This is a genomic window from Roseomonas acroporae (assembly GCF_023223525.1).
Lineage (GTDB): Bacteria > Pseudomonadota > Alphaproteobacteria > Acetobacterales > Acetobacteraceae > Roseomonas_E > Roseomonas_E acroporae.
In genome coordinates this window covers 39,583-65,987 of record NZ_JALPRX010000015.1, presented here as the reverse complement: position 1 = coordinate 65,987, position 26,405 = coordinate 39,583, and the positions used below count along the sequence as shown (strand labels likewise).

The 26,405-nt window shown below is 73.4% G+C and carries 27 protein-coding genes and 1 pseudogene; 23 read left to right on the top strand and 5 right to left on the bottom strand.

Features of this window, described 5'->3' with window-relative positions:
- The first annotated feature begins 79 nt into the window (after positions 1–79).
- The 7 genes from queA (at position 80) to M0638_RS04570 (ending at position 7,642) form a co-directional block, all read left to right on the top strand.
- Complete coding sequence (gene queA / locus M0638_RS04600; RefSeq protein ID WP_248665804.1) at positions 80–1,171, top strand: tRNA preQ1(34) S-adenosylmethionine ribosyltransferase-isomerase QueA; 1,092 nt, start codon at positions 80–82, stop codon at positions 1,169–1,171.
- Positions 1,165–2,286 carry a tRNA guanosine(34) transglycosylase Tgt gene (gene tgt, locus M0638_RS04595; RefSeq protein ID WP_248665784.1) on the top strand — a complete coding sequence of 374 codons (1,122 nt, stop codon included), beginning with the start codon at positions 1,165–1,167 and terminating at the stop codon, positions 2,284–2,286. The genes queA and tgt overlap by 7 nt, the downstream gene beginning before the upstream one ends.
- The gene (gene queF, locus M0638_RS04590) at positions 2,283–2,762 is read left to right on the top strand and encodes a preQ(1) synthase (RefSeq protein ID WP_248665783.1); all 480 of its coding nucleotides are present in this window, start codon (positions 2,283–2,285) and stop codon (positions 2,760–2,762) included. The genes tgt and queF overlap by 4 nt, the downstream gene beginning before the upstream one ends.
- A 175-nt stretch (positions 2,763–2,937) precedes the next feature.
- Complete coding sequence (gene queG, locus M0638_RS04585) at positions 2,938–3,957, top strand: tRNA epoxyqueuosine(34) reductase QueG (protein ID WP_248665803.1); 1,020 nt, start codon at positions 2,938–2,940, stop codon at positions 3,955–3,957.
- A gap of 365 nt (positions 3,958–4,322) precedes the next feature.
- Complete coding sequence (locus M0638_RS04580; protein ID WP_248665782.1) at positions 4,323–5,798, top strand: circularly permuted type 2 ATP-grasp protein; 1,476 nt, start codon at positions 4,323–4,325, stop codon at positions 5,796–5,798.
- A 4-nt stretch (positions 5,799–5,802) separates the two neighbouring features.
- Positions 5,803–6,747, top strand: a complete 945-nt coding sequence (locus tag M0638_RS04575; protein ID WP_248665781.1) for an alpha-E domain-containing protein — start codon at positions 5,803–5,805, stop codon at positions 6,745–6,747.
- Positions 6,748–6,823: 76 nt separating this feature from the next.
- The gene (locus M0638_RS04570; RefSeq protein WP_248665780.1) at positions 6,824–7,642 is read left to right on the top strand and encodes a transglutaminase family protein; all 819 of its coding nucleotides are present in this window, start codon (positions 6,824–6,826) and stop codon (positions 7,640–7,642) included.
- 106 nt (positions 7,643–7,748) lie between these two features.
- On the opposite strand, the gene M0638_RS04565 is transcribed toward M0638_RS04570, so the two are convergent.
- The 3 genes from M0638_RS04565 to queC all read right to left on the bottom strand — a co-directional run bounded on the left by M0638_RS04565 (position 7,749) and on the right by queC (position 10,849).
- Entirely contained in the window at positions 7,749–8,384 is a 636-nt protein-coding gene (locus M0638_RS04565) for a hypothetical protein (protein ID WP_248665779.1), read from the bottom strand.
- 70 nt (positions 8,385–8,454) lie between these two features.
- On the bottom strand, positions 8,455–9,936 hold the full coding sequence (gene zwf, locus M0638_RS04560) for a glucose-6-phosphate dehydrogenase (RefSeq protein ID WP_248665778.1): 1,482 nt from the start codon (positions 9,934–9,936) through the stop codon (positions 8,455–8,457).
- Positions 9,937–10,153: 217 nt separating this feature from the next.
- On the bottom strand, positions 10,154–10,849 hold the full coding sequence (gene queC, locus M0638_RS04555) for a 7-cyano-7-deazaguanine synthase QueC (protein ID WP_248665777.1): 696 nt from the start codon (positions 10,847–10,849) through the stop codon (positions 10,154–10,156).
- 204 nt (positions 10,850–11,053) lie between these two features.
- On the opposite strand from queC, the gene M0638_RS04550 reads away from it, so the two are divergent.
- Positions 11,054–12,016, top strand: a complete 963-nt coding sequence (locus M0638_RS04550) for a Bug family tripartite tricarboxylate transporter substrate binding protein (RefSeq protein WP_248665776.1) — start codon at positions 11,054–11,056, stop codon at positions 12,014–12,016.
- Positions 12,017–12,074: 58 nt separating this feature from the next.
- Here M0638_RS04550 and M0638_RS04545 read toward each other — a convergent pair whose 3' ends face one another.
- Positions 12,075–12,842 (bottom strand): DUF1194 domain-containing protein, encoded by a 768-nt coding sequence (locus M0638_RS04545; RefSeq protein ID WP_248665775.1) that lies wholly within the window; start codon positions 12,840–12,842, stop codon positions 12,075–12,077.
- A gap of 119 nt (positions 12,843–12,961) precedes the next feature.
- Between M0638_RS04545 and M0638_RS04540 the strand changes: the two genes are divergently transcribed.
- The 7 genes from M0638_RS04540 to phoB all read left to right on the top strand — a co-directional run bounded on the left by M0638_RS04540 (position 12,962) and on the right by phoB (position 19,611).
- Entirely contained in the window at positions 12,962–13,765 is an 804-nt protein-coding gene (locus M0638_RS04540) for an enoyl-CoA hydratase-related protein (RefSeq protein WP_248665774.1), read from the top strand.
- Positions 13,766–14,143: 378 nt separating this feature from the next.
- On the top strand, positions 14,144–15,205 hold the full coding sequence (pstS, locus tag M0638_RS04535; protein ID WP_345892988.1) for a phosphate ABC transporter substrate-binding protein PstS: 1,062 nt from the start codon (positions 14,144–14,146) through the stop codon (positions 15,203–15,205).
- An 82-nt stretch (positions 15,206–15,287) separates the two neighbouring features.
- A complete protein-coding gene (gene pstC, locus M0638_RS04530; RefSeq protein ID WP_248665773.1) occupies positions 15,288–16,289 on the top strand; it encodes a phosphate ABC transporter permease subunit PstC in 1,002 nt (333 codons plus the stop codon).
- Positions 16,286–17,182 (top strand): phosphate ABC transporter permease PstA, encoded by an 897-nt coding sequence (gene pstA / locus M0638_RS04525; RefSeq protein WP_248665772.1) that lies wholly within the window; start codon positions 16,286–16,288, stop codon positions 17,180–17,182. The genes pstC and pstA overlap by 4 nt, the downstream gene beginning before the upstream one ends.
- 20 nt (positions 17,183–17,202) lie before the next feature.
- Positions 17,203–18,075, top strand: a complete 873-nt coding sequence (gene pstB, locus M0638_RS04520; RefSeq protein ID WP_248665771.1) for a phosphate ABC transporter ATP-binding protein PstB — start codon at positions 17,203–17,205, stop codon at positions 18,073–18,075.
- Positions 18,076–18,091: 16 nt separating this feature from the next.
- Positions 18,092–18,817, top strand: coding sequence for a phosphate signaling complex protein PhoU (gene phoU, locus M0638_RS04515; protein WP_248665770.1), 726 nt, complete (start codon positions 18,092–18,094; stop codon positions 18,815–18,817).
- An 86-nt stretch (positions 18,818–18,903) separates the two neighbouring features.
- Positions 18,904–19,611, top strand: coding sequence for a phosphate regulon transcriptional regulator PhoB (phoB, locus tag M0638_RS04510; protein ID WP_248665769.1), 708 nt, complete (start codon positions 18,904–18,906; stop codon positions 19,609–19,611).
- Here the strand turns inward: phoB and M0638_RS04505 are convergent.
- On the bottom strand, positions 19,584–20,180 hold the full coding sequence (locus M0638_RS04505; RefSeq protein ID WP_248665768.1) for a nucleoside 2-deoxyribosyltransferase: 597 nt from the start codon (positions 20,178–20,180) through the stop codon (positions 19,584–19,586). The genes phoB and M0638_RS04505 overlap by 28 nt on opposite strands.
- A gap of 487 nt (positions 20,181–20,667) precedes the next feature.
- Here M0638_RS04505 and M0638_RS04500 point away from each other — a divergent pair, with 487 nt between their 5' ends.
- The 8 genes and pseudogenes from M0638_RS04500 to M0638_RS04470 all read left to right on the top strand — a co-directional run bounded on the left by M0638_RS04500 (position 20,668) and on the right by M0638_RS04470 (position 26,362).
- Complete coding sequence (locus M0638_RS04500) at positions 20,668–21,816, top strand: ABC transporter substrate-binding protein (protein ID WP_248665767.1); 1,149 nt, start codon at positions 20,668–20,670, stop codon at positions 21,814–21,816.
- A gap of 10 nt (positions 21,817–21,826) precedes the next feature.
- Positions 21,827–22,750, top strand: a complete 924-nt coding sequence (locus M0638_RS04495; protein ID WP_248665766.1) for a branched-chain amino acid ABC transporter permease — start codon at positions 21,827–21,829, stop codon at positions 22,748–22,750.
- Complete coding sequence (locus M0638_RS04490) at positions 22,747–23,787, top strand: branched-chain amino acid ABC transporter permease (protein WP_248665765.1); 1,041 nt, start codon at positions 22,747–22,749, stop codon at positions 23,785–23,787. Before M0638_RS04495 ends, M0638_RS04490 begins: the two co-directional genes overlap by 4 nt.
- 41 nt (positions 23,788–23,828) lie before the next feature.
- Positions 23,829–24,302 (top strand): annotated as a pseudogene (locus M0638_RS29210) (ATP-binding cassette domain-containing protein); the annotation flags it as partial.
- Between the two features lie 99 nt (positions 24,303–24,401).
- Positions 24,402–24,539: an ABC transporter ATP-binding protein C-terminal domain-containing protein gene (locus M0638_RS29205; RefSeq protein WP_408902938.1), complete on the top strand. Its 138-nt coding sequence runs from the start codon at positions 24,402–24,404 to the stop codon at positions 24,537–24,539.
- A complete protein-coding gene (locus M0638_RS04480) occupies positions 24,539–25,252 on the top strand; it encodes an ABC transporter ATP-binding protein (protein ID WP_248665763.1) in 714 nt (237 codons plus the stop codon). The genes M0638_RS29205 and M0638_RS04480 overlap by 1 nt, the downstream gene beginning before the upstream one ends.
- Before the next feature lie 82 nt (positions 25,253–25,334).
- Positions 25,335–25,859, top strand: coding sequence for a hypothetical protein (locus M0638_RS04475; protein ID WP_248665762.1), 525 nt, complete (start codon positions 25,335–25,337; stop codon positions 25,857–25,859).
- Positions 25,860–25,912: 53 nt separating this feature from the next.
- Positions 25,913–26,362 (top strand): cupin domain-containing protein, encoded by a 450-nt coding sequence (locus M0638_RS04470; RefSeq protein ID WP_248665761.1) that lies wholly within the window; start codon positions 25,913–25,915, stop codon positions 26,360–26,362.
- The last annotated feature ends 43 nt before the right edge of the window (positions 26,363–26,405 follow it).

The following is a 26,405-nucleotide window of genomic DNA, read 5'->3' as shown; positions in this document are numbered from 1 at the left end:
CCAGGGGGCGCTTGCCTTCGGCCCGGCGAAGGGCTAACGCGCCGCGGTGCGTGATCCCGCCTCCCCCACCCCGCCGGCGCTGCGCGCGGCGGATTTCGATTTCGCCCTGCCGGAACGCCTGATCGCCCAGCATCCCTGCCGGCCGCGCGACGCGGCGCGGCTGCTGGTGGTGCGCCCGGACGCCCTCGACGATGCCGGCGTGGCCGACCTGCCGGCCCTGCTGGCGCCCGGCGACCTGCTGGTGGTCAACGACACGCGCGTCATCCCCGCCCGGCTGCGCGGCCGGCGCGGCGAGGCGATGGTGGAGATCCTGCTCAACCGCGCCGAGGGCGACGGCACCTGGCAGGCGCTGGTGCGCAACGCGCGGCGGCTGCGGCCGGGCGACCGTGTGGCGATCGTCGGCACCGATGCGGTGACCGCCACGGTGCTGGCGCGCGAGGGGGACGGGACGGTGCGGCTCGATTTCGGCCCGGACCCGGCCCGGCTGGCGGCGGCGCTGGCCGAGGCGGGCGAGATCCCGCTGCCGCCCTACATCCAACGCCCCGACGGGCCGCTGCCCGAGGATGCCGCGGACTACCAGACCGCCTTCGCCGCCCGCCCCGGCGCCGTCGCCGCCCCGACGGCGAGCCTGCACTTCACCGAGGCGCTGCTGGCGGCGCTGGAGCGGCGCGGCGTCGGGCGGGTGAGCGTGACGCTGCATGTCGGCGCCGGCACCTTCCTGCCGATGCGCGGCGAGGACCCGCGCGCGCACCGGCTGCACGCGGAATGGGGCGAGGTCTCGGCCGAGGCGGCGGCGCGCATCGCGGCGACGCGGGCGGCGGGCGGGCGGATCGTCGCCGTCGGCACCACGGCGCTGCGGCTGCTGGAGGCGGCGGCCGAACGGACGGGCCCAGGGAACGGCGAGGTGCGGCCCTTCGCCGGGCTGACCGACATCTTCCTGCTGCCCGGCCACCGCTTCCGCACCGCCGACGCGCTGCTGACCAATTTCCACCTGCCGCGCTCGACGCTGTTCATGCTGGTCTGCGCCTTCACCGGCACGGCGCGGATGCATGCCGCCTACGCGCACGCCGTCGCGCGGGACTACCGCTTCTACAGCTACGGCGATGCCAGCCTGCTGTTCCGCGACACGGCGGACGTGCCGGGGGAAACGACGGAGGCCGCGTCATGCTGACCCATGCGGTGCAGGCCACCGACGGCGCCGCCCGCGCGGGGGTGCTGCGCACGGCGCATGGCGAGGTGGAGACGCCGGTCTTCATGCCGGTCGGCACCGCCGGCACGGTGAAGGCGATGACGGCCGACGCGGTGCGCGCGACCGGGGCGCGCATGGTGCTCGGCAATACCTACCACCTGATGCTGCGCCCGACGGCGGAGCGCGTGGCGCGGCTCGGCGGGCTGCACCGGATGATGGACTGGCACGGGCCGATCCTGACCGATTCCGGCGGCTTCCAGGTGATGTCGCTGGCCAAGCTGCGGAAGATGGACGAGCAGGGCGTGGTGTTCCGCTCGCACATCGACGGCTCCAAGCACGCGCTTTCGCCGGAACGCTCGATCGCGATCCAGCACCTGCTGGGTGCCGACGTGACCATGTGCCTCGACGAGTGCACGCCCTTCCCGGCGACCGAGGCGGAGGCCGCGAATTCCATGCGCCTCTCCATGCGCTGGGCCGCGCGCTGCCGCGAGGCCTTCGTGCCGCGCGACGGGCACGGGCTGTTCGGCATCGTGCAGGGCGGCGTCTACCCCGATCTGCGCGCCGAATCCGTCGCGGCGCTGCGGGCGATCGGCTTCGAGGGCTACGCGGTGGGCGGCCTCGCCGTGGGCGAGGGCCAGGAGACGATGTTCCGCGTGCTGGAGGCGACCGTGCCGCTGCTGCCGGCCGACCGGCCGCGCTACCTGATGGGCGTCGGCACGCCGGCCGACCTGGTCGGCGCGGTGCGGCGGGGCATCGACATGTTCGACTGCGTGATGCCGACCCGCTCCGGCCGCACCGCCAAGGCCTTCACGCGGCACGGCGCGCTGAACCTGCGCAACGCCCGCCACGCCGACGACGGCGCGCCGCTCGATCCGGACTGCGCCTGCCCCGCCTGCGCCCGGCACAGCCGCGCCTATCTGCATCACCTGTTCAAGGCCGAGGAGATGCTCGGGCCGATGCTGCTGACCTGGCACAACATCCGGTACTACCAGGACCTGATGCGCGAGCTGCGCGAGGCGATCCTGGCCGGCCGCTTCGAGGCGGCGGCCGCCGCCATCGAGTCCGGCTGGAACGCGGCGAAGGAGCCGGCGGCATGAGCGGCGCACCCGACAACCCCCCCGGAACTGCCGGCCTCACCCAGCTCGGCCGACCCACCGCCCAGCCCGACAGCCCCGACTCGGCGGTGCTGGAGCGGGTGGCGAACCCGCATCCGGGCCTGCGCTACTGCGTGCGCTTCACGGCACCGGAATTCACCTCGCTCTGCCCGATCACCGGGCAGCCGGACTTCGCGCATCTGGTCATCGACTACGTGCCGGATGGCTGGATCGTCGAGAGCAAGTCGCTCAAGCTGTATCTCACCAGCTTCCGCAACCACGGCGCCTTCCACGAGGCGTGCACGGTGGGCATCGCGCGTCGGCTGGTGGCGGAGCTTTCGCCGCACTGGCTGCGCATCGGCGGCTACTGGTACCCGCGCGGCGGCATGCCGATCGACGTGTTCTACCAGACCGGCACGCCGCCCGACGGGACCTGGATCCCGCCGCAGGAGGTGCAGCCCTATCGTGGCCGCGGCTGAGACGCCCCTGCCGAACGGCAGTCCCGACGGGGGCTCCGCTCCCCCCGATGCCCCTCCGGCGCGGGATGGTCCAGGCAGGGCGCAGCCCGGCCGGCAGGGCCCGGTTCGGAGTCCCGGCCGCGCCGATGCGCCGGACGCCCGGAACGCGCCCGATCCCGTCGCCGCCCGCGAGGCGATACGCGCCGCCGCGCTGCGCCTCGGCTTCACCGAGGCCGCCTTCACGGAGGCGCGCCTGCCGGATGCCGCGCGCGAGCGCCTCGCCGCCTTCCTCGCCGCCGGCCATCACGGCGACATGCCCTGGCTGGCCGAGCGCAGCGCCCAGCGCGGCGATCCGCGCGCGCTGTGGCCCGAGGTGGTCTCCGTCATCGCCCTCGGCCAGTCCTACGCCCCGGAAGGCGACCCGCTGGCGAACCTCGCGCGGCCCACGATCGGCAACATCTCGGTCTATGCGCGCAACCGCGACTACCACGATCTGGTCAAGGGCAGGCTGAAGCAGCTCGGCGGCTGGATCGCGTCGCGCTGGCGCGGCACCGGCCTCAAGGTGTTCGTGGACACGGCGCCGGTGATGGAGAAGCCGCTGGCGGCGCAGGCGGGGCTCGGCTGGCAGGGCAAGCACACCAACCTGGTCTCGCGCCGGCACGGCTCCTGGCTGTTCCTCGGGGAGGTCATGACCACCCTGCCCCTGGCGCCCGATCCGCCCGCCGCGGACCGCTGCGGCACCTGCCGCCGCTGCCTCGCCGCCTGCCCGACCGACGCCTTCCCCGCCCCCTACCGGCTGGATGCGCGGCGCTGCATCTCCTACCTCACCATCGAGCACCGGGGCCCGATCCCGGAGGCGCTGCGCCCGGCCATGGGCAACCGCATCTACGGCTGCGACGACTGCCTCGCCGTCTGCCCCTGGAACCGCTTCGCCCGCGCCGCCGCCGAGCCCGCCTTCCTGCCGCGCTCCGCCCTCACCGCGCCGCGTCTGGCCGAATTGGCGGCGCTGGACGATGCCGGGTTCCGCGCCCTGTTCGGCGCCGGCTCGCCGGTGAAGCGGATCGGGCGCGACCGCTTCGTGCGCAACGTGCTGGTGGCGATCGGCAATTCCGCCGAGCCGGCGCTGCGGCCGGCGGCGCAGGCGCTGGCCGGGGACGCGGATCCGGTCGTGGCGGAGGCGGCGCGCTGGGCGGCGTGCCGGCTGGCGGAGGCATGACGCCCCCTGCCGGCGGCCGCTGACCGGCGGCGCTTCGCGGCGGCAGGCCGGGACGCCACGACGGCGCCGGAGGCCGGGAACCGCGCGCCCTGCCCGGCCCTGGGCGCCATCGGCGTCGTTGCCGACTTGCGCTGCCCGGGTGTCCATGCTTCCTCCACCTGCCTGCAGCATAGGCTGTGTCGTCTGGGATGCTTACCGTACCGGCAACGCCGCCCCGGCGTGGCCGATCCGCGTGCACCTGCGCGGCCGATCGGATCGTTCCTCTACCGGTCGGGCTGCCCCCTGGCCCGGCACGGCGATTGCTGTCACGCTTGGAACGATGGGCCATACCCCGACGCCTAGGTAAGGAGCAGATCTTGCCGGCCATGTCGCAATCCCAGACCGCCGCGGGCAGTGCCCAGCCTGCGCGCGTCGCCGCCTTCGACGAGATGAACGGTTCCGGCGGCCTGCGCGAGGCCTATGCCGGCATCGACCAATGGTTGAAGGGGACCACCCAGGAAGCCCTGGACCGCAAGCGCCGCGAGGCTGAGGTGCTGTTCCGCCGCATCGGCGTGACCTTCGCCGTCTACACCGAGGGCGGCGACCCGGAGCGGCTGATCCCCTTCGACGTGATCCCGCGCGTGCTGACCCGCAGCGAGTGGGACCGCATGGCCAAGGGCCTCAGCCAGCGCACGCGGGCGCTGAACGCCTTCCTGTGCGACATCTACCGGGACCGCGAGATCCTGCGCGCCGGCAAGCTGCCGGAGGCGCTGATCCTGCAGAACGAGGCGTTCCGCGCCGAGATGCAGGGCTTCACCCCGCCCGCCGGCATCTACAGCCACATCTCCGGCATCGACATGGTGCGCACCGGGCCGGACGAGTTCTACGTGCTGGAGGACAATTGCCGCACGCCCTCGGGCGTCTCCTACATGCTGGAGAACCGCGAGGCGATGCTGCGGCTGTTCCCGGAGCTGTTCGCGCGCCACAACATCGCGCCGGTCGGCCACTACCCGGAGGAGCTGCTGGAGACGCTGAAGTCGGTGGCGCCCCCGAACTGCCCCGGCGACCCGACCGTCGCGATCCTCACCCCCGGCGCCTTCAACAGCGCCTACTACGAGCACTGCTTCCTCGCCGACGAGATGGGAATCGAGGTGGTGGAGGGGATCGACCTCTTCGTGGACGACGCCGTGGTGTACATGCGCACCACCTCGGGCCCGAAGCGGGTGGACGTGATCTACCGCCGCATCGACGACGAGTACATCGACCCGCTGACCTTCAAGCCGGACAGCCTGCTCGGCGTCGCCGGCCTGATCGGCGCCTACCGGGCGGGCAACGTCACCGTCTGCAACGCCCCGGGCGCGGGCATCGCCGACGACAAGTCGGTCTACCCCTACGTGCCGGAGATGGTGCGCTTCTACCTCGGCGAGGAGCCGATCCTCTCCAACGTGCCGACCTACCTCTGCGAGCGGCCGGACGAGTGCAAGTACGTGCTGGAGCACATCGGCGAGCTGGTGGTGAAGCTGACGCGCGGCTCCGGCGGCTACGGCATGCTGGTCGGGCCGCACTCCACCGCCGCGCAGCGCGAGGAGTTCGCCGCCCGCATCCGCGCCCGCCCGGCCGACTACATCGCGCAGCCGACGCTGGCGCTCTCCACCTGCCCCACCCTGGTCGCCGCCGGCATCGCGCCGCGGCACGTCGACCTCAGGCCCTTCGTGCTCTCGGGCAAGGAGGTGCGCATCGTGCCGGGCGGGCTGACCCGCGTGGCCCTGACCGAGGGATCGCTGGTGGTCAACTCCTCGCAGGGCGGCGGCACCAAGGACACCTGGGTGATCGACGACATGCCCGCCGGGTCGGAGAAGTAAGAGCGTGCTGAGCCGTACCGCTGAGAACCTGTTCTGGCTGGGGCGCTACACGGAGCGCGCCGCCAACGTCGCCCGCGGCCTGCAGGTCGCGCACCGGCTGCACAGCCTCTCGCGCACCTTCGGCGGTGCCGAGGACGAGTGGCGCGGCCTGCTGGTCGCCTCGGGCTGCGACGCCGGCTTCTATGCCCAGCACGACAACGCCTCGCCGGAGGCGGTGACGCACTACCTGGTGCGCGACCCCTCGAACCTCTCCGGCATCGTCCCGTGCTTCGAGGCCGCCCGCCAGAACGGCCGCGCCGTCCGCACCGCGCTGACCGTCGAGATGTGGGAGGCGCTGAACGACACCTGGATCGAGCTGCGCCGCCTGCCGCCCGACGTGCTCGAGGCCGACCGGCTGACGACCTTCCTCGACTGGGTGAAGTCGCGCACGCTGCTGTTCAACGGCGCCGCCATCGACACCATGCTGCGCGACGACGCCTGGCGCTTCGTGCATCTCGGCACCATGCTGGAGCGCGCCGACAACACCGCCCGCCTGCTCGACGTTCGCCACCAGTGGCTGCAGCCGCGGAACGGCACCGGCGGCGCGGTGGAGTACGCGCACTGGCAGGCCGTGCTGCGCTCCGTCTCGGCGCTGCGTGCCTACCAGTGGGTGTACCATTCCCGCCTGCAGCCGCGGCTGATCGCCGAGCTGATGATCCTGCGCCCGGAGCTGCCGCGCTCGCTGCGCGCCTGCTTCGCGCGCGTGGAGCAGACCCTGGAGGCGATCGCCAACAACCATGGCGGCACGAGGCTCGAGTGCCACCGCCTGGCGGGGGAGCTGCACGCCCAGCTCCGCTACGGCCGCATCGACGCGATCATGGAGCAGGGCGTGCACGAGTACCTGACGCTCCTGATCGACCGCACCATCGAGCTCGGCACCCAGATCGGTGCCGGCTATCTCAGCGGCTGAGCGGCAACGCGGCATGGCGGCGGCCCGGATCCCCGAGTGGGCCGGGGCACGCCGCGCCAGAGCAGGGGATCCCATCGTGCGCCTTCGCGTTCGCCATACCACCACCTACGCCTTCGCCGAGCCGGCCACGCTGACCGTGCAGGCGATCCGGCTGACGCCGCAGAACTACGACGGCCTCACCGTCCTCGGCTGGCGCGTGCGCGGCGAGCGCACCGCGCCGCTGCCGGCCTTCACCGACGGCTACGGCAACCTCACCCACCTGCTGACCCATCGCGGCGCGCACACCGGGATGGTGATCAGCGTGGAGGGCGAGGTCGACACGCACGACACCGCCGGCGTGGCGGCCGGCGCCACCGAGACGCTGCCGGTCGCCTACTACGTCCGCGAGACCCCCCTCACCGCGCCGGACGCCGCGATCAAGGGGCTGGCGCGCGAGGTCCGCGGCGCGGCGCCGGACGCGACGCCGCAGGCCCTGGCCGAACGCCTGGTGGCGGCCGTCGCCGACCGCGTCACCTACCGGGCCGGCGTGACCGATACCGGCACCAGCGCCGCCGAGGCGCTGAAGGCCGGCGCCGGCGTCTGCCAGGACCATGCGCACATCCTGTGCGCGGCGGCGCGGCTGATCGGCCTGCCGGCGCGCTATGTCAGCGGCTATGTCTGGCCGGGCCGGAACGACGTCGAGGAGGTCGGCTCGCATGCCTGGGCCGAGCTCTGGCTCGAAGGCACCGGCTGGGTCGGCTTCGACACCACCAGCCGCCAGCGAGTCGGCCAGGAGCATCTGCGCGTCGCGTCCGGCCTCGACTATTCCGAGGCGGCGCCGGTGCGCGGCTTCCGCATCGCGACGGGCGGCGAAAGGCTGACCGTGCGCGTGCGGGTGGATCAGCTCGCGTCCTGACCGGGCAGCCGGCGGGACCGCCGGCACGGAGGCGGCCGGGCCGGGCCGGCGCCGCCGTCGCTGGGCCGCCCCGCCGGCTTCCGGCCGACCGGCCGGGCCGCCGCCGTCAGCCGCGCAGCAGGTCGAGCCCGTCGAGGGCGGTGTCCACCAGCGCCTCGGCGCGGTGGATGGCGAGGCCGGTATCCCGCGACAGCGCCGCGGCAAGCATCCCGGCGGCCGGCAGGTCGAGGTCCCAGGCGAAGCGCCAGGCGCCGTCGTCCCGGACCAGGCTGAGGTCGTAGCGCGGCAGCGGCGGGTCCTGGCTCAGGAAGGGCTGTCCCGGGCTGCCGGAATCGGCCCGCTTCTCCAGCGCGATGTGGCGCAGCCGCGAGAGCGGCATCGCTTCCGGCGGCAGGTCCCGGCCGAACAGGCCCCGGCTGCGGCGCGCCTCGCCGCGGGTCGGATCGAGCACGATGCGCGTCCGCCATCCGGAGAACACCAGCAGGGCGGCGCAGATCGCGATGGCGAAGGCCACGAGGTCGCCGGGCAACGGCCCGAGGGCCCAGGCCAGCGCCAGGGCCGCCGCGGCGGCGGCGATTCCGCCCCGGCCCAGCGCCGCCCGGCCCGCCGTCAGGTAGCCATGCTCGAACACCCAGACGCCGTCCGCCTGCCGCACCGCCGCCTCTCCCGTCCATGCTGCCCGGCGGTTGTGGCGCGTCGCGGCGGCGGGGGCGCTGAAGCGCTTCAGAGGCGGCGGGACCACCCTGCCGCCCCGGGTCATCCGGGACTGTGGGCCCGGGGCTGTGGCGAGGGCGCTGCGCGGGGCCGGCCGGTCAGCCCAGATCCTCGTGCCAGGTGCGGCCGTCGCGCTCGATCAGCGCGATCGAGGCGGTCGGGCCCCAGCTCCCGGCGCTGTAGGGGCGCGGCGTGTCGCCCTTGGCCTCCCAGGCATCGAGGATCGGCTCGATCCAGCCCCAGGCCGCCTCCACCTCGTCGCGCCGCATGAACAGCACGGTGGAGCCGCGCACCGTGTCCATCAGCAGCCGCTCGTAGGCGTCCGGGTAGCGCGTGCCGAAGGCCTTCTCGAAGGAGATGTCGAGGCCGGTCTGGCGCAGGTGCAGCCCGCCGGGGCCGGGCTCCTTGGTCATCATCTCCAGCCGCATGCCCTCCTCGGGCTGGAGCCGGATGATCAGCGCGTTCGGCTGCAGCGTGCCGGCATCGGCGGGGAAGATGGTGAAGGGCAGCGCGCGGAACTGCACCACGATCTCCGAGACCTTCTGCGGCAGCCGCTTGCCGGTACGGAGGTAGAACGGGACGTTGGCCCAGCGCCGGCTGTTCAGCTCGGCCTTCAGCGCCACGAAGGTCTCGGTGCGGCTCGGCTCCTCGGCCCCGAGATCGGCGAGGTAGCCCTCCACCGGCCTGCCGTCCACGGCGCCGCGTATGTACTGGCCGCGCACGGTGAGCTGCTCCACCTCGTGCGGCGCCATCGGCTTGAGCGAGCGCAGCACCTTCAGCTTCTCGTCGCGCAGGCTGTCCGCGCCGAAGGTGACGGGGCTCTCCATCGCCAGCAGGCAGAGGAGCTGGAGCATGTGGTTCTGCACCATGTCCCGCAGCGCGCCGGAGCGGTCGTAGTAGCCGCCGCGCCCCTCGACGCCCACCGTCTCGCCCACCGTGATCTGCACGTGGTCGATCACGTCGGCGTTCCAGAGGCGCTCGAAGATGGTGTTGGCGAAGCGCAGCGCCAGCAGGTTCTGCACCGTCTCCTTGCCGAGGTAGTGGTCGATGCGGAAGATCTGCGGCTCGGCGAAGACGCTGCCCACCTCGTCATTGATGGCGCGGGCCGAGGCGAGGTCGTGGCCGATCGGCTTCTCCAGCACCACGCGCGACTGCGGCGTGATGGCGCCGTGCGCCGCGAGGTTGCGGCAGATCGGGCCGTACAGGTCGGGCGAGGTGGCGAGGTAGAAGACGCGGATGCGGTCCGGCGGCGATTCCGCGAGCAGCGAGAGCAGCCCCTCCCACCCCTTCTCGGCGGCGCCGTCCACCTGCGCGTAGTGCAGGCAGGCGAGGAAGCGGCGCACCTGCTCCGGGTCGAGCTCGTCCTTCGCGACATGCCGCTGCAGCGCCGCCTCGGCGCGGGTGCGGTAGTTGCTGTCGTCCATCTCCGAGCGGGCGGCGGCGATGATCCGGCTGCCCTCGGGCGCCTGGCCGTCGCGGAAGCGGTGGTACAGCGCCGGCAGCAGCTTGCGCAGGGTCAGGTCGCCGGTGGCGCCGAACACCACGCAGTCGAAGGTGTCGACGGGGATGATCCTGGCCATTCGGTTCCTCTCGGTGTGCCGGCCGCCGCATCGGGTCGCGGGACGGGCCGCGCCCGGTCGACGGATGGGGGCGACGGAAGGGAGCAACAGAAGCATGCCGGCCCGCCCTTGTGACCAGCCTTTCGCGCCGCGACGGCGGAGGGCCGGGGCCGGCGCGGCCCCGGGCGCGCCGGCATGGCGACACGGAGGATGTCCGGGGCGGCGCGCCGGCCGGGGATCACGCGGCGACGTAGCGTTCCCAGCCGCAGGCGCGCAGCTCGCAGGCCGGGCAATGGCCGCAGCCGCGCCCCCAGGGATGCGCCTGCGCCCGGTCGCCGAGGTAGCAGCTGTGGGTCCGGTCCCGCACCAGCGCCACCAGCGCCTGCCCGCCCAGCCGTTCCGCGAGTCGCCAGGTCTCCGCCTTGTCGCGCCACATCAGCGGCGTGTGCAGCACGAAGCGGCGCTCCATGCCGAGGTTGAGGGCGACCTGGAGCGCCTTGACCGTGTCGTCGCGGCAGTCCGGATAGCCGGAGTAGTCCGTCTCGCACATCCCGGCCACGATGTGGCGCAGGCCGCGCCGGTAGGCGAGCGCCGCGGCGAAGGTCAGGAAGATCAGGTTGCGGCCGGGGACGAAGGTGTTGGGCAGCCCGTCCGCGCCCATGGCGATCGCGGTGTCGCGGGTCAGCGCGGTCTCGGAGACGGCGCGCAGCGCGTCGAGCGACAGCATGTGGTCCTCGCCGAGCCGCGCCGCCCAGGCGGGAAAGGCGGCTTCCAGCCCGGCGCGGAAGCCGGCGCGGCATTCCAGCTCCACGCGGTGGCGCTGGCCGTAGTCGAAGCCCAGCGTCTCGACCCGCCCGAAGCGCTCCAGCGCCCAGGCGAGGCAGGTGGCGCTGTCCTGCCCGCCGGAAAACAGCACCAGGGCGTCCTCGGTCATGCGGATCTCCGGATCTCAGGGTGGGCCGTGGACGCTGCCACGAATTAGGCGAGCCGCACCGCCGCGCCAAGCCGGCCTCCGCCCGGCGGGGCCGGCGACGCGCCGGCGGCCGCCGGGCCGGGCGGAATTCCCCCCGTCCGGCCGCACTTGGCAGGGGGGCGGCGTTCCGCTACCGCATCGGCAACCGCACCGGAGTGCACGTCCATGCCAACGCTCACCCGCGCCGAGTTCCTGGCGCTGGCGCCGTTCGCGGCCCTCGGCCTCGCCGGCGCCAGCGCCCGTGCCGCCGACTACCCGACGCGGCCGGTCGAGCTGGTGGTGCCGGCCTCGGCCGGCGGCGGCACCGACATCCTGGCCCGTGCCTATGCCGACGCGGCCCGCACCCATTCGCCGCAGCCCTTCGTGGTGCTCAACCGGGGCGGCGCCTCGGGCGCGATCGGCATGCAGGAGGTGCTGAACGCCCGCCCCGACGGCTACAAGGTCAGCGTGGTGATCGCCGAGCTGGCCATCCTGCCGGCGCTGAACCAGATCCGATTCTCGGCCGACGATTTCCGCATGGTGGCGCGGCTCAACGCCGACCCCGCCGCGATCGTGGTCCGCACCGAGGCGCCCTGGAAGACGATCGAGGAATTCCTGGCCGACGCGAAGCGGCGGCCGGGCGAGATCAGCCTCGGCGATTCCGGCGTCGGCTCGATCTGGCACCTCTCCGGCGCGCTGATGGCGGAGAAGACCGGCACGCGCTTCCTGCACGTCCCCTACCCCGGCTCCTCGCCCGGGCTGCTGGCGCTGATCGGCGGGCATGTGGACGCGATGTGCACCAGCCCCGGCGAGGCCGCCGCGCACATCCAGGGCGGCAAGATGCGGCTGCTCGCCTCGATGGCCGAGGCGCGCGGCCCGGGCTACGAGGACGTGCCGACCCTGAAGGAGCGCGGCATCGACGTGGTGATCGGCACCTGGCGCGGCCTCGGCGTGCCGCGCGCCACCCCCTCGGCGGTGGTCGAGACGCTCGGCGCCATCACCCGCCAGGTGGTCGAGGAGCCCGGCTTCCGGGAGGCGCTGAGGCGCAGCAACCTCGGCTTCGCCTACGCCAACGGCGCCGACTTCGATGCCGCCATCACCCGCGACCGGACGCTGTTCCGGGAGCTGATCGGGCGGCTGAACCTCTGATATTGGGGCGCCCGCGAGCGGGCGCGCCGCCGGTGCGATGGCCGCCCGTGCCGGGACCTCACCCCGGCATGGCCGGGCCGCCCGCACCGGCGCCCGGCCGCGCGGCGATCTCGCGCACCAGCTTGGCCCGGATCGCCCGGGCGAAGTCGCGCCGGTCCGCGGCGACGAGCACGAAGGCGCCCGGGCCGCCGATCACCGCCTGCCTGTAGTGCGCGGCCAGGGCCTCGCCGCCGATCGCCAGCGCGTTGACCGTGATCCCCTCGGCCACCGCCGCGTCGCGCGCCTGGGCCGCCGGGCGCAGGCTGCGCAGGTCGGGCCCGTCGCCCGAGATGTCGATGATCCGCGCCGAAGCCGCGAAGGGCGCGGCGCGGATCGACGCCGCCGCGTGGTCGATGGCATCGCCGATGGCGTTGTAGGATTGCGGCGAGCGGGGCGCGGCGAGCAGCGCCGTGGCCAGCGCCCGGGCCTCCGCGGCGTCGCCCACCCGCCTCCAGCCCACCGCCGTGGCCGCGCCGCCGGGCGCGCCCCATTCGACCACCGAGACGGCGATGGCCCCGCTCGGCTCCCCGCCCGGCCGGCCGGCGATCGCGGCCAGCACGGCGGGATCGGTCAACGCCTCGGCGTAGCCCTGGCGCTGCAGGCGGAACTCGGCGTCGTCGATGCTGCCGCTCGCATCCATCGCCAGCACCAGCAGCAGGTCCACCGCGCCGCCCGGGGCGGCAGGACCGGCCAGCGTCCGGCCGGCGGCGAGGAGCGGGGCGCCGGCCACCACGGCGCGCCGCCCGATCCTGCCGCCCCGGGCGGCGCCCTCACGATCCGGCCGCATCGCCCATTCCGGCCATCGAGCCACCCCGCACCCGCCGTTGCCGCCGCCGCGTCGCCCGGAGACACTGCCCGCGCCAGCACGGCACGCGGCAGCACAGCACGAAGCCTGGGAGGCACGCCATGACGGATACCGAACCGCCGGTCCTGGTCGCGGTCGATGCACGCGGCATCGCCACGGTCACGCTGAACCGACCGGCCGTGGGCAACGCCTACAACGAGGAATTGCTGGACGCGCTGTACGAGGGCCTCGGCCGGCTGGAGGCGGAGGCGGCGGTGCGCGCCGTGGTCATCCGCGGCGCCGGGCGGCACTTCCAGGCCGGCGCCGACCTCAACTGGCTGGCGCGCGCCGCCGAATACCCGCCGGAGCGGGCCTACATCGCCTCCGTGGCGACCACCCGCACCATGGCGCGGCTGAACGAGTTCCCGAAACCGACCCTCGCCCTGGTGCACGGCGCCTGCTTCGGCGGCGGCTGCGGCGTGGTCTGCTGCGTGGACGTGGCGCTGGCCACGCCGGACGCGGTGTTCGGCCTGACCGAGGTGCGGGTCGGCGTCGCCCCCACCCCGATCTCCACCCACATGGTCCATGCCATGGGGCTGCGCCACACCCGCCGCTACGCGCTGACCGGCGAGCGCTTCGACGCCGGGGAGGCGCTGCGAATCGGCCTGGTGCACGAGGTGGTGCCGGCCGACCGGGCGGAGGCGCGCATCGCCGCCATCCTGGACGAGACGCTGCGCTCGGCGCCGGGCGCCATCGCCGTCACCAAGCATTCCTTCCTGGCGGCCAACGGCCTGCTCCTTGATGCCCGGCAGATGGCGCTGCTGGCGCACGAGAGCTGGATGCAGCGCGCCACGCCCGAGGGCCGCGAAGGGCTGGCCGCCTTCCGGGAGAAGCGGCCGCCCGGCTGGTACCGGCCGGCCGGGTGACGCCGCCGGCACGTCCCGCCGGCGGTCCGGCCCAGGCGGACGGCCCAGATGGACGGCCCAGACGGACGGCCCTGCGGACGGCCCCGGAGCCAACCCCGGCATCCCGTGGCCGGCGCGACAGCGCGGCGACGGCGCCCCCGCGCTTTCATCCGCGACGGGAAAGAGCGAGATTTTCCAGCCTGTTGGCGCGGTTCGGCAGGGATCCGACCCGGCCCGGCCGGCGCCGGCCGAAAGGGGCGCAGGGCTGCCCCGCGCGGCGCGGGGCCGTCATCGAAGCTTCACGGAACTGCAACACGACGGTCGCGCTGCGCACCTAGCTTCCGCGCCGCACGTCCCGCCGAACCCGGCGCGGGCGCCCGAACAGCTTGGAGAGACGCCGTGAACCGTCGCTCGTTCCTGATGGCCACCGGCCTCGTGACCTCGGGCCTGCTGGCCGCCGGCCGCAGCATCCCCGCCTTCGCCCAGAACGCCGCCGTCACCGGCGCCGGCGCCACCTTCCCGGCCCCGGTCTACGCCAAGTGGGGCGAGGCGGTGCAGCGCGCCATCGGCATCCAGCTCAACTACCAGGCGATCGGCTCCGGCGGCGGGCAGAACCAGATCCGCAACCGCACCGTGGATTTCGGCGCCTCCGACGCCCCGCTCGCGGCCGACAAGCTCGCCGAGGGCAAGCTGCTCCAGTTCCCGACGGTGATGGGCTCGGTCGTGGTGATCGTGAACGTGCCGGGCGTCGAGGACAACAAGCTGCGCCTGACCGGCGAGCTGCTGGCCGAGATCTACCAGGGCAAGATCACCAAGTGGAACGACCCGAAGCTGGTCGAGGCGAATGCCGGCCTCTCCCTGCCCAACATCGCGGTCGCCCCGGTCTACCGCGCCGACGGGTCGGGCACCTCCTTCGTGTTCACTTCCTACCTCTCGGCGGTCTCGCCGGAGTGGAAGGACAAGACCGGCGCCGCCACCTCGGTGCGCTGGCCGACCGGCACGGGCGCGCGCGGCAATGACGGCATCGCCGGCACGGTGCGCAACACGCGCGGCGCCATCGGCTATGTCGAGAACGCCTACGCCACCCAGAACCACCTGATCACCACGCAGCTTCGCAACAAGGCCGGCCGCTTCGTCGCCCCGACCATGGCGAGCTTCGAGGCCGCCGCCGCCAGCGCCGACTGGTCGGCGCCGAACTTCGCGGCCAGCCTGATCGACCTCGGCGGCAACGACACCTGGCCGATCGTCTCGCCGACCTTCATCCTGCTGCCGAAGGACCCGCAGGACGCGACGCGCTCGCTCAACGTGATGAAGCTGTTCGACTGGGCCTACACCCATGGCGGCAAGATCGCGCAGGAGCTGGAGTACATCCCCCTCCCCGCCCAGGTGCAGAACGCCGTCCGCGCCGTCTGGAAGGCCGAGGTGAAGGGCCCGAACGGCCAGCCGGTCTGGACGGCCTGAGCGAACGGCCCGAGCAACAGGATGGGGCGCGGGCAGCCGCGCCCCTCCCTCCCCGACATCCCGCAGCATCGGAACCCCCGACGTGCAGCAGGCTGCTCCAGCCACCATCGCCCCGGCCGCGGCACCGCCGCGCCAGGGAGGCTCCACCGGCGCCGCCGGCGATACCGTCTTCGAGCTGGCGTGCCGGCTCTCCGGCATCCTCGTCCTGATCCTGCTCGGCGCCATCATCGTCGGCCTGTTCATGGGCGGGCTGCCGGCCTTCCGGGCCTTCGGCGCGACCTTCCTCTGGTCCACCGAATGGGACCCGGTGAGCGAGGTGTTCGGCGCCGGCGTCTCGATCTACGGCACGCTGGTGACCTCGGTCCTGGCCCTGCTCATGGCCGTTCCGCTCGCCTTCGGCATCGCCTTCTTCCTGACCGAGCTGGCCCCCGATTGGCTGCGCGGGCCGGTGGGCACGGCGATCGAGCTGCTGGCGGCGGTGCCCTCCATCATCTACGGCATGTGGGGCTTCACGGTGATCGTGCCGCTGATGGCCACCACCATCCAGCCGCCGATCATCGACACGATCGGCGAGTGGCCGCTGATCGGCCCGCTCTTCTCCGGCGCGCCCTTCGGCACCGGCATCCTCACCGCCGCGATCATCCTCGCCATCATGGTGCTGCCCTTCATCGCCGCCACCATGCGCGACGTCTTCTCCACCGTGCCGCCCGTCTACAAGGAGAGCGCCTACGGCCTCGGCTGCACCACCTGGGAGGTGGTGCGCAACGTGGTGGTGCCCTACACGCGGGTCTCGGTGGTCGGCGGCATCATGCTCGGCCTCGGCCGGGCGCTCGGCGAGACCATGGCCGTCACCTTCGTGATCGGCAACGCCAACCGCATCAACACCTCGCTGTTCGGGCCGGGCAACACCATCGCCTCGCTGGTGGCGCTGGAATTCCCCGAGAGCCCGGCGGGCAGCCTCAAGCTCGCCTCGCTGCTGGCGCTGGGCTTCCTGCTCTTCGTCATCTCCTTCATCGTGCTCGCCATCTCCCGGCTGCTGCTGCGGCCGAAGGCGGCCGGCGCGAAGCGCGCGAGGAACGCATGAGCGCCTCCACCCTCCCCGTCCATTCGGGCGGGCGGCCCCTCAAGGACCTGAAGGTCGCGGCCGCTCTCGGCGCCCGGCGCAAGCGGTCCGACGGCATCGTGCGTGCCCTGTGCTTCGCCGCCACCGCGCTGGGCCTGATCTTCCTGGTCTCGATCCTGTTCACCCTGGCCTGGCGCGGCTTCGAGGCGATGAGCCTCTCGGTCTTCACCGAGGTGACCCGCCCGCCGGGCTCCGGCGGCGGCCTGCTCAACGCCATCATCGGCAGCCTGATCCAGACCGCGATCGGCACCGCCATCGGCACGCCGATCGGCATGCTGGTCGGCACCTACCTCGCCGAATACGATCGGGGCTCCGCCCTCGGCGGCGCGGTGCGCTTCGTCTCGGACGTGCTGCTCTCGGCGCCCTCGATCCTGATCGGTCTCTTCGTCTACCAGATCCTGGTGGTGCCCTTCGGCGGCTTCTCGGGCTGGGCGGGCTGCGTGGCGCTCGCGATCATCGTGATCCCGATTGTCGTGCGCACCACCGAGGACATGCTGCGGCTGATCCCGAACACGCTGCGCGAGGCGGTGATCGGCCTCGGCGCGCCAAAGTGGAAGATGATCACGCTGGTCTGCTGGCGGGCGGCCGCCTCCGGCATCCTGACCGGAATCCTGCTGGCGGTGGCGCGCATCGCGGGCGAGACGGCGCCGCTGCTCTTCACCTCGCTCGGCAACCTCAACTGGTCGCTGAGCCTCAACCAGCCCATGTCGAGCCTGCCGGTGACCATCTACAACTACGCGGGCTCGGCCTTCGCCGACTGGATCGCGCTCGCCTGGGCCGGGGCGCTGATCATCACCCTCGGCGTGCTCGGCCTGAACATCGGCGCCCGCAGCCTGCTGCGGTCTGGTAAGTGATCCGCGGGGAAGCAACGGACATGAGCGGCACCATGGCACATGAGCAGGCGGTCGGCCCGGCGGGTGGTATCCCGGGCGGCGTCCCGGGCGGGATTCCGGCCGGGGGCGGGCTCCAGGCCCGCTCCGGGGCCGCGCTGCGCGAGGCGCGCATCTCGGTGCGCAACCTCGACTTCTACTACGGCGACCACAAGGCGCTGAAGAGCATCAACCTCGACCTGCCGGACCGGCAGGTGACGGGGCTGATCGGCCCCTCCGGCTGCGGCAAGTCCACCCTGCTGCGCATCCTGAACCGGATGTACTCCCTCTACCCCGGCCAGCGCGCCGTCGGCGAGGTGATGCTGGAAGGCCGGAACATCCTCGACGACGGCATGGACCTGAACGCGCTGCGCGCCCGGGTCGGGATGGTGTTCCAGAAGCCCACCCCCTTCCCCATGACCATCCACGAGAACATCGCCTTCGGCATCCGGCTGCACGAGAAGCTCTCGCGCACCGACATGGAGCAGCGCATCGAGTGGGCCCTGTCCCGCGCCGCGCTCTGGGGCGAGGTGAAGGACCGGCTGCACACCTCCGCCCTCGGCCTCTCGGGCGGCCAGCAGCAGCGCCTGTGCATCGCCCGCACCATCGCGGTGCGCCCGGAGGTGATCCTGCTCGACGAGCCGACCTCGGCGCTCGACCCGATCAGCACGCTCAAGATCGAGCAGCTCATCGACGAGCTGAAGCAGGACTTCACCCTGGCCATCGTGACGCACAACATGCAGCAGGCGGCACGCTGCGCCGACCAGGTGGCGTTCTTCTACCTCGGCGAGCTGGTCGAGGTGGCGCCGGCCGCGCAGCTCTTCACCAAGCCGCAGAAGAAGCAGACCCAGGAATACATCACCGGCCGCTTCGGCTGAGGCGGGAGGACGTTTCATGCCCAACAGCGACCAGCCCGAGCACATCTCCTCCTCCTACGAGGGCGAGCTGCGCCGCCTGCGCGACATGATCGCCCGCATGGGCGGCCTCGCCGAGCGCCAGGTGGCCGAATCCACCGAGGCGCTGGTGCGCCACGACACCGACCTGGCCGGCGAGGTGATCCAGCGCGACGCCGCGATCGACGCGCTGGAGCGCGAGATCGAGGCCTACTGCATCCGGCTGCTGGCGCTGCGCGCGCCGGTGGCCGGCGACCTGCGCCTGATCGTCGCCGCGATGAAGGTGGCGCACGACCTGGAGCGGATCGGCGACTACGCCCGCAACGCCGCCAAGCGCACCCTGGTGGTGGCGCAGCAGCCGCAGGTGGGCAGCCTGAACGGCTTCCAGCGCATGGCGCGCCTCGTGCTGGAGAACCTCAAGAACGCCATCGACGCGCTGGTGGAGGACGACGCCGAGCGCGCCGAGGAGGTCTGGGGCGCCGACGAGCCGGTGGACGACATCTACAACGGCATCTTCCGCGAGATGCTGACCCACATGATGGAGGACCCGCGCAACATCACCGCGGCGACCCATCTGCTGTTCATCGCCAAGAACCTGGAGCGCATCGGCGACCATGCCACCAACATCGCCGAGACGGTCCATTTCGCGGTGAGCGGCGACACGCTGCCCGAGGACCGGCCGAAGTCCGACACCGCCTCCTACGCGGTGGTGCGGCCGCCGGGATGAGCCTCGGCGGGTGAGCCCGGGCGCGGGGTGCCTTCCGGCACCCCCGCGCCCTCCCGATCCGACCACAGCCCCCGAGGCAGGAAACCATGGCCGAGGCCGAGCGCCCCACCGTGCTGGTGGTGGAGGACGAGGCGCCGCTGCTGACGCTGCTGCGCTACAACCTGGAGAAGCAGGGCTTCCGCGTCGACGAGGCGACGGACGGCCAGGAGGCGCTGCTGCGCGTCGCCGAGGCGCCGCCCGACCTCGTCCTGCTGGACTGGATGCTGCCGGCGCTCTCGGGCATCGAGGTGTGCCGCCAGCTCCGCCGCCGGCGCGAGACGCGCAACCTGCCGATCATCATGGTCACCGCCCGCACCGAGGACGCCGACATGGTCCGCGCCCTCGACACCGGGGCGGACGACCACATCGGCAAGCCCTTCGCCATGGACACGCTGGTGGCCCGGATCCGCGCCCTGCTCCGGCGCAGCGGCGGCGCCACGGCCCCCAAGGGCGTGCTGAACTACGGCGACGTGTCGCTGGACCAGGACGCGCACCGCGTGACGCGCGGCGACCGCCCCGTGCATCTCGGCCCGACCGAGTACCGGCTGCTGGAATTCTTCCTCCAGCACCCGCGCCGCGTCTTCACCCGCGAGCAGGTGCTGGACGGGGTGTGGGGCCGCGACATCCATGTCGAGCCGCGCACCGTGGACGTGCACATCCGCCGGCTGCGCAAGGCGATGAACGCCGAGGGCGAGGCGGACCTGATCCGCACCGTCCGCTCCGCCGGCTACGCGCTGGACGCCGAGGCGAGCTGAGCCCGGCGCGGCGAGCGCGCCGCCGCCTCGACGCAGCGCTCGAAGGCGGCGAGGTCGCGCCACCGCGCCGGCGCCGGCACGGCCTGCAGCACCAGCAGGCCGCCGGAGGCGCGTATGCCGCCCTCCAGCATCAGGTTGTCGAAAAGCTGGAAGTCCTCGATCAGCATGCCCTCGGCGTCCTCGCAGCCGCCGCCGGGGCGCGGGCGCGGCGGCGTGCCGATCGCCTCGAGGGTGCGGTCGCGGAAGCACCGGTCCACGTTGGCGTAGCCGAAGACCGGCCGGCCGAGCCCGCGCATCAGCCCCATCTCGAACACCGTGCCGACATCGGCCGAGGGGCCGCGGAACGGGGTCAGGTTGGCCAGCAGCGCGTCGCAGCCGCGCAGGTGCGCCTCGCAGGCACGGTACAGGCCGAACCACTCGTCGCCGCCCGCCCCGGCGGGCTGGTCCGGCAGCGGATCGGTCGGGAACACGCCGACGCAGCCATGCGCCGCGCAGATGCGCTTCTTCGCCGCGCCGATGCTCTCCGCGTCGGGCAGGAACACCTCGGGGCCGGCCAGGTACAATCGCATGGCGCGATGATCGCCCGCGATCCGCGAGGAGACCACGTCAGGCTGCGCGAAAATCCCCGTCACGGCGTTGGCCACCCGTCTCGCCCGACAACCACGGGCCGTCCATGCCGATGGTGGCGGTTACCTCGGGTTGATTCGCGGCCCGCCCCGCCCAGGGCCGTCGGCGGCGGGCATCGAACGCGGCTCGGCCCGACCGTACCGGACCGCGGGGCGAGGACATCCGGTCCGGGAGTGCTCCAGGCCGCGCAGGCCGTTCCGATCGTCGCCCGCAACGGCGGCCATTGCGGCGGCGGTACCCTTGCACGACCATCCGCCACGCGGCGGCGGGTTATCCTCCCTTGTGGTGAAGGGCACGGGCCTGCCAAAGGGTAGGGCGTGGAACCGGGGATGGGGCGATGACGGGACTGGGGACGGGCCAGGGGGCGGACAAGGGACCGGCCAGCGGACTGGGCTGCGCAGGCGTGGGGTCCTGGGCGCGGGCGTCGGCATGGGCGCCGCCGCGGCGCTGCTGCCGGCGCGGCGCGCGCGGGCGCAGCAGGCGGGCATCAAGGTCGGCCTCGTCGCGATCCAGACCGGGCCGCAGGCGGCGCTCGGCACCCAGCTCCGCGACGGCTTCCTGCTCGGCCTGCGCCACCTCGACGGCAAGCTGGGCGGCCTGCCCGCCGAGACCGTGATGATCGACGACGAGCTGAAGCCCGACGTCGCCGTCACCAAGGTCCGTGCCGCGATCGAGCGCGACAAGGTGGACGTGGTGGCGGGGGTGATCTTCTCCAACATCCTGCAGGCGATCATGCGGCCGGTGACGGAGAGCCAGACCTTCCTGATCTCCACCAATGCCGGCCCCTCCACCTTCGCCGGCCGCGGCTGCAACCCGTTCTTCTTCACCACGAGCTACAACAACGACCAGGTCCATTCCGTGATGGGCCAGGCGGCGCAGGATGCCGGCTATCGCCGCGTCTTCGTCATGGTGCCGAACTACCAGGCCGGCCGCGACGCCGCCGCCGGCTTCCGCAGCCGCTTCAAGGGCGAGGTGGTGGACGAGGTCTACGTCCCCCTCACCCAGCTCGACTTCTCGGCCGAGCTGGCGAAATTCGCGGCGGCGAAGCCGGACGCGCTGTTCACCTTCATGCCGGGCGGGCTGGGCGTGAACCTGGTGCGCCAGTACCGGCAGGCGGGGCTGGCGAACATCCCGTTCCTCTCCACCTTCACGGTGGACGAATCGACCCTGCCGGCCCAGGGCGAGGCGGCGCTCGGCTTCTACACCGCTGCCCCCTGGGCGCCCAACATGGACAACCCGGCCAACACGCGCTTCGTGCGCGACTTCGAGGCGGCGTTCGGCTACGTCCCCGGCAGCTACGCGGCGCAGTCCTACGACGCGGCGATGCTGCTCGATTCGGCGGTGCGGCGGGTGGGCGGGAAGCTCTCCGACAAGGCGGCGCTGCGCGAGGCGCTGCGCAAGGCGGACTTCCACTCGGTGCGCGGCAATTTCCGCTTCGGCGTCAACCACTACCCGGTGCAGGACTTCTGGCTGTGCAAGGTGGCGAAGCGCCCGGACGGCAAATTCCAGACCGAGACGGTGCGCAAGGTGCTGGCGGACGACGTCGACCCCTACGCCGCCGAATGCCGCATGCGCTGAAGCCGCCGCGATGCCGATCGGGCTGCTGCTGGTCCAGGCGCTGAACGGGCTCCAGCTCGGCATCCTGCTGTTCCTGGTGGCGGCGGGGCTGACGCTGGTGTTCGGGGTGATGCACTTCATCAACCTCGCCCATGGCGTGCAGTACATGCTGGGCGCCTATCTCGGCGCCACCCTCGCCGCCTGGACGGGCAGCTTCTGGCTCGGGCTGGTCCTGGCCCTGCCGGCGGCGCTGCTCTGCGGCCTCGTGCTGGAGGTGGCGGTGTTCCGCCATCTCTACGGGCGCGACCATCTCTCGCAGGTGCTGGCGACCTTCGGCGTGATCCTGTTCCTCAACGAGGCGGTGCGCACCCTCTGGGGCAGCGCGCCGCTGCCCATGGCGATGCCGGAATCCCTCTCGGGCGGCATCCCGCTCATGCCCGGCCTGCTCTACCCGACCTACCGCCTCGCCATCATCGCCGCCGGCCTCGCCACGGCGCTGCTGCTCTGGTTCCTGGTGGAGCGCACGCGGCTCGGCATGCTGGTGCGCGCGGGGGCGAGCAACGCGCCGATGGTCTCGGCGCTCGGCGTGGACATCGGCCGCCTGTTCACCGCCGTGTTCGGCTTCGGCGCCATGCTGGCGGGCTTCGCCGGGGTGCTGGCGGGGCCGATCTTCTCGGTGGAGCCGGGGATGGGCGACAACCTGCTGATCCTCGCCTTCGTGGTGATCGTGATCGGCGGCATCGGCTCGATCCGCGGCGCCTTCCTGGCGGCGCTGCTGGTCGGGCTGCTCGACACGCTCGGGCGCTCGCTGCTGCCGGAGCTGATGCGGCTGTTCCTGGCCCCCTCCCCGGCGCGGCAGGCCGGGGCGGCGCTGGCCTCGATGCTGGTCTACGTGGTCATGGCGGCGATCCTGGCGCTGCGCCCGGCCGGGCTGTTCCCGGCACGCGGCGCGTGAGCGGCCCGTCCCTGCGGCAGGCCGCGCCGGCACCCGGGGCGCAGGCGGCGATGGCCGACGGCGCGGCGCCGACAGCGGCCGGCCCCGCCGCCCGCCTGAGCCGCGACGGCCTGCCGCTGCTGCTGTTCGCGCTGCTCGCCGCCGCGCCCTTCGCCGGCTTCGGCGACGGCGCCTCCCTCACCCTGATGGCCCGCGCCATGATCCTGGCCCTGGCCGCGACCGGGCTGTGGCTGCTGGTCGGCGGCGCCGGGCTGATCTCGCTCGGCCACGCGGCGACGCTCGGCTGCGGCGCCTACGCCGTCGCCATCCTGGACGCGCACGGCATCACCGAGGGCGCCATCGTGTTCCCCGTGGCGATCCTCGGCGCCGGGCTGTTCGCCTTCCTCACCGGGGCGGTGTCGCTGCGCACCTCGGGCGTCCACTTCATCATGATCACGCTGGCCTTCGGCCAGATGGCGTTCTTCACCGCCGCCTCCCTCGCCGCCTACGGGGGCGACGACGGCTACACGCTGTACGGCCGCACCGAGTTCCTGGGGGGCCGGCTGCTGGAGAGCCGTCTCGTCTTCCATTTCGTCTGCCTCGGCGCGCTGGCCCTCGTCTGGGCGCTGTGCCGGGCCGTGCTCGCCTCGCGCTTCGGCCGGGTGCTGCGGGCGACGCGCGAGAACCCGCTGCGGGTGCAGGCGGTGGGCTTCTCCCCCTACCCCTACCGGCTGGCCGCCTACACGCTGGCGGGCATGACCGGCGGGCTGGCCGGGGCGCTGCTCGCCAACGCCACGGAATTCGTCTCGCCCGCCATCCTCGCCTGGCAGCGCTCGGGCGACCTGCTCTTCGCGGTGATCCTGGGCGGGCTCGGCCGGCTGCACGGCGCCATGCTCGGCGCCTTCGCCTTCCTGCTGCTGGAGGAGACGCTGTCGCACGTCACCGCGCACTGGCGGCTGCTCTTCGGCCCGCTGCTGGTGCTGGCGGTGATCTTCCTGCCCGGCGGGCTTGTGGGCGGGCTGGTGGGCGGGCGCCGCAAGCCGGGCGGTCCGGCATGAGCGCGCCGCTGCTGGCGCTGCGCGACCTGCGCAAGCATTTCGGCGGCCTCGCCGTGACCGACGGCGTCAGCCTCGAGGTCCGCCCCGGCGAGATCCACGCCGTGATCGGCCCGAACGGCGCCGGCAAGACCACGCTGATCCACCAGATCAGCGGCACGCTGCGGCCGGATTCCGGGCAGGTGCGCTTCCTCGGCGAGGACGTCACCGCCCTGCCCTTCGCCCGCCGCGTGCGGCGCGGCCTCGCCCGCACCTTCCAGATCACCTCGATCCTGCCGGGCTTCTCCGCGCTGGAGAACGCGGCGCTGGCGGTGCAGGCGCGCAGCGGCTCCTCCTTCCGCTTCCTCCGCCCCGCCGCCGCCGAGGCGGGGCTGAACCGCGAGGCGCTGGCGGCGCTGGCGGCGGTCGGCCTCGCCCACCGCGCCGCCGTGCCGGCCGGCACGCTCTCGCATGGCGAGAAGCGGCAGCTGGAGCTTGCCATCGCCATCGCGACGCGGCCACGCCTGCTGCTGCTGGACGAGCCGCTCGCCGGCGCCGGCGCCGAGGAGACGGAGCGCCTGATCGGCATCCTCGGCCGGCTGCGCGCCGAGTACGGCATCCTGCTGGTGGAGCACGACATGCGCGCCGTCTTCGCCCTCGCCGACCGCATCTCCGTCCTCGCCCAGGGCCGGCTCGTCACCACCGGCACCACCGGCGAGATACGCGCCCACCCCGAGGTGCGCGCCGCCTATCTCGGCGAGGACGAGATGGCCTGATGCTGACGGTCGAATCCCTCGCCGCCGGCTATGGCGACAGCCAGGTGCTGTTCGACGTCTCGCTGCGGGTCGGCGCGGGCGAGGTGGTGACGCTGCTCGGCCGCAACGGCATGGGCAAGACCACCACGGTGCGCGCGATCATGGGGCTGCTGCCGGCGCGCGGCGGCGGCATCGCGCTCGACGGCGAGTCCGTCGCCGGCCTGCCGCCGCACCGCATCGCGCAGCGCGGCATCGGGCTGGTGCCGGAGGGGCGGCAGGTCTTCCCGACCCTGACCGTGGAGGAGAATCTGGTCGCGACGGCCGCGAACCGGGGCCCGAGGGACGCGACGGGCGCGCCGCGCTGGACCCTGGCGGCGGTCTGGCGCCTGTTCCCGCGCCTCCTGGAGCGCCGGGGCAATCCCGGCAGCCGCCTCTCCGGCGGCGAGCAGCAGATGCTGGCGATCGGCCGCGCCCTGATGACCAACCCGCGCCTGCTGATCCTCGACGAGGCCACCGAGGGCCTGGCCCCGGTGATCCGCGCCGAGATCTGGGCCGTGCTGGCCGCGCTCAAGGCCGAGGGGCAGGCGATCCTGCTGATCGACAAGAATCTCGGCGCCGTGCTGCGGCTGGGCGACCGGCACGTGGTGATCGAGAAGGGCCGCACGGTCTGGTCGGGCGGCAGCGCGGCGCTGGCGGCGGCGCCGGAAGTGCGCGACACCTATCTCCACGTCTGAAGCGGGCGGGAGGGCTGCCATGCGTCATCCGGCATCGCCGCGGCGCGGCGTGGGATTGGTGCCGCGGCGCGTTGCGGGGTTGATGCCGCGGCGCGGCGCGGGGCTGCTCCCGCGCTTCGGCGCGGCGCTCCTCGCCATGCTCCCGGCGCTGGCCATCGGCACCGCCGAGGCCGGTCAGGCCGGGCCGGGCGCGGGCGCGGGCGCGCCGGAGATCGTGCCCTTCGCCGTCGCGGTCACCCTCTCCCCGCGCGCCGCCGCGCGACTCGCCGCGCTGGGCGAGTCGATCACGGTGGCCGCCTACTATTCCGGCGAGCCGACCCGTGCCGCCCGCCGCCACGCCGACCGGATGGGCCAGATCAACCTCGGCGCCGAGCGCGCCGACCTCCCCGGCGCGGGCGGCACGGCGCGGCTGACCGGACGGAACATCAGGCTCGCCGAGATCGCCTGGGTGGAGAACCGCGCCGTGCAGGTGCTGGTGAACGTCTTCTCGGCCCGACGCCGGAATCCGGACAACCTGCTCGACTGCGGCATCCACGAGGGCGCGCTGGCGGAGGCCGCCGCGCGCTCGCCCATTCCCATCGCCTGCAGGCTCATCGGCGAGCGCTGAATCCCGCATCCCGCATCCCGCATCCCGCATCCCGCATCCCAAGGAGAGCATGCATGAGCATTCCCCCGATGACCGCCGGCGTCACCCCGGCCGGCGAAGGGCTGGAAGGCGTCGCCTGGAACATCCTCGGCCAGACCTACAGGCCGGTGGCGCTGACGGAATCGGCCTTCGCCTTCGACACGCTGTTCCCGCCCGGCACCTTCGTGCCGCCGCACATCCACCCGCTGCAGGACGAGTTCATCCGCGTCCTGGAAGGCAATTTCGAGCTGGTGCTGGACGGGCAGGCCGGCGCCGCCGGACCGGGCGACCTGATCCGGCTGCCGCGCGGCCAGTCGCACGGCATCTTCAACCGCTCGGCGGCGCCGGTGCGGGCGCTGTTCTGGGTGTCGCCCGCGCGCAGCCTGTACGAGCTGTTCGCGCGGCTGCACGACCTGACGGACCCGAACGAGGTGGTGCGGATCGCGGCGGAGCACGAGGTGACCTTCCTGCCGCCGCAGGGGTGAGCGCGCGGGGCCGGTCCGCGGCAGGCGGGGCGCCGCCTTCGCC